The organism is Gemmatimonadaceae bacterium, from assembly GCA_035633115.1.
GTDB lineage: Bacteria > Gemmatimonadota > Gemmatimonadetes > Gemmatimonadales > Gemmatimonadaceae > UBA4720.
Map to the genome: position 1 here is coordinate 1 of DASQFN010000077.1, position 1,941 is coordinate 1,941.

The 1,941-nt window shown below is 66.1% G+C and carries 1 protein-coding gene; it reads right to left on the reverse strand.

Features of this window, described 5'->3' with window-relative positions; genetic code table 11:
• Positions 1–192 precede the first annotated feature (192 nt).
• On the reverse strand, positions 193–1,758 hold the full coding sequence (locus tag VES88_09615) for an IS66 family transposase (GenBank protein HYN81746.1): 1,566 nt from the start codon (positions 1,756–1,758) through the stop codon (positions 193–195).
• Positions 1,759–1,941 lie beyond the last annotated feature (183 nt).

Below are 1,941 nucleotides of genomic sequence, written 5' to 3' on the forward strand. Positions count from 1 at the left end.
ACGCACCACCGAGCGGCAGGGCTACGCCAACGGCTACAAACCCAAGCGGATCGACACGCCGGCGGGCACCGTCACGGTCGACGTGCCCAAGACGGCGGGGCATGATGGGGCCGCGTTCTATCCCCAGTCTCTGGAACGCGGCCGCCGATCGGTGCGCGCCGTGCTGCTGGCGGTAAGCGCTACCCCGACCACCTACGCGGCGAGGCTTGACGTTTTCCAAAAGCACCAAGGCATGAGGGCTTCGATCTGGCTTTGGGGGTGGCCGTCGATGATGGCGCGCAGAGTCTCGGCGATAAAGGCCACGGGGTTCACGTCGCTGAGTTTGCAGGTGGCCACGATGGAGGCGAGAAGCGCCCAGTTTTCGGCGCCGACCTCATGACCCGCGAATAGGGCATTCTTTCTCGTGAGAGCTATCGGCCGGATCGCGTTTTCCACTGGGTTGGTGTCCAACTCGAGGCGACCGTCTTCGAGGAACCGGGTCAGGCCGGTCCAGTGCGTTAGCGCATAGCGGATGTCGATGGCGAGCTGGGAGCCCGACGGGATCTTCGACAGCTGCTTTTCGAACCAGGTTTTCAGCGCCGCGACGATCGGCGCGGAATGTGTCCGCCGCGCGGCCAGCCGGACCTCGGGCGCCATTCCACGCACCATGGCGTCCACCGCGTAGAGGGTTGCGATCTGCCGGACGGCGGCTTCGGCGATGGGGGATTTCTGGTTCCGCACCAGCTTGACGAAGCGGCGGCGCAGATGGCTCCAGCAATGCGCCAGCGTCCACGGCCCCTCGGCCCGCTGGATACGGGTGAGCCGGTCGTAAGCTTCGTATCCATCACATTGCAGAAAGCGCCCGCGATAGCCCTGAAGGAACTCTTCGGCATAGGCGCCCGCGCGACCGGGCGCGTATCGGAACAGCACGATCGGAGGGCTGGCGCCACCATGCCCACGGTCGTCCGAAGCGATGGCCCAGAAGAATCCCTTCTTCGTTCGCCGTCGCCCGGGATCGAGCACCGGCGCCGTGGTTTCATCCATGAAGATGCGGTCGGCCGCGGCCAAGTGCTTGCGCATGTGGTCGGCGATCGGCTGGAGGTGGAAGCAGGCCCTACCGGCCCAGTTTCCGAGCGTGGCGCGGTCAAGCGTAATGCCTTGGCGCCTATAGATGTCGACCTGCCGGTAAAATGGAATGTGGTCCCCGAACTTCGACACGATGACCTGGGCGATCAGCGCCTCGGTCGGCAGCCCGCCGGGCACGACATGCTCCGGCGCATGGGCCTGCGCCACCGCACCGGAGCAGCGGCGGCAGGCATACCTGGGGCGGCGCGTGACCAGCACGCGGAACTGCGCGGGTATCACGTCCAGCCGCTCGGAAACGTCCTCGCCGATCTTCGCCATCTCACCACAGCCGCAAGGGCACAGCGTGCTGGCGGGTTCGATGACACGCTCCACCCGCGGAAAATGAGCGGGCAGATGGCCCCGGTTGCGATTCCTCGGGCGGGCTTCGCCAACCGGCTTGCCCCTGAGCGCCGCTTCGGCCTTTTCCTGCGCCGCATCCAGCACGCCCTGCGCCAGTTCCACATCTTCCAGCGGCAGGTTGTATTGCTCGGGGCTGAGCTTCTCGGACTTCGCGCCGAACTTCTCGCGTTGCAGATCGGTCAGGATGCCTTCCAGCCTGCGCCGGGCCTCTTGCGACTCCGCAAGCGCCGCCTCGGTCTCGGCCAGACGAGCCTTCAGCGAAGCATTTTCACGAGAGAGAGCAGCGGAGTTCATCCGTCTTTTCAACCATATGACGGCCCGATCCGCCACGCGGAACCGCCACCCGAGTCATTCCGCCGCGGTCATCCCGCAAGCTGCGGACGCCGCACCCGCTCGGGTCTAACCAACCGCCAGCAATCCGGGCCTTCGCATCATCGCTGCGCCGCTTCCGGCCCGTTGGCCCGCCGATCACCTCGA

What these genes read in the sequence shown, in the direction of transcription:
- VES88_09615 (HYN81746.1), bottom strand. Translation starts at nt 1,758, where the DNA reads ATGAACTCCGCTGCTCTCTCTCGTGAAAATGCTTCGCTGAAGGCTCGT.